The organism is Klebsiella sp. K47, from assembly GCF_051858335.1.
GTDB classification, from domain to species: domain Bacteria; phylum Pseudomonadota; class Gammaproteobacteria; order Enterobacterales; family Enterobacteriaceae; genus Klebsiella; species Klebsiella pneumoniae.
Window position 1 is genome coordinate 1 of record NZ_JBPYUI010000358.1, and the last position, 228, is coordinate 228.

The window sequence follows — 228 nt, forward strand, 5'->3', positions numbered from 1 at the left end:
TGACGCCAATACCCGCACAGAAGGCGAGCGGCTTCTTCTCAACGCTGCCGCTGAGAACGGTACGTAAACGTGCGCCAAACACGCGCATCACGCCGGTACGAACGATATGAGTGCCCCATACCAGCAGTGCGACTGCGGAGAGCAGGTGTAACAACGTCAACACAGTGGGTTTTCCTCCTTATCGTTATTCATTTTCCTTAGGTTCAGTATAAGGGTTTAAACGTAAGA

1 protein-coding gene is annotated in these 228 nt (G+C 51.8%); it reads right to left on the bottom strand.

Annotation, left to right across the window (positions count from 1 at the left end; all coding sequences use genetic code 11):
• Window positions 1-163, bottom strand: a 163-nt coding sequence (locus tag RRF55_RS28370; protein WP_439419351.1) for a hypothetical protein, incomplete at its 3' end; no start/stop codon positions are given.
• Between the last annotated feature and the right edge of the window lie 65 nt (window positions 164-228).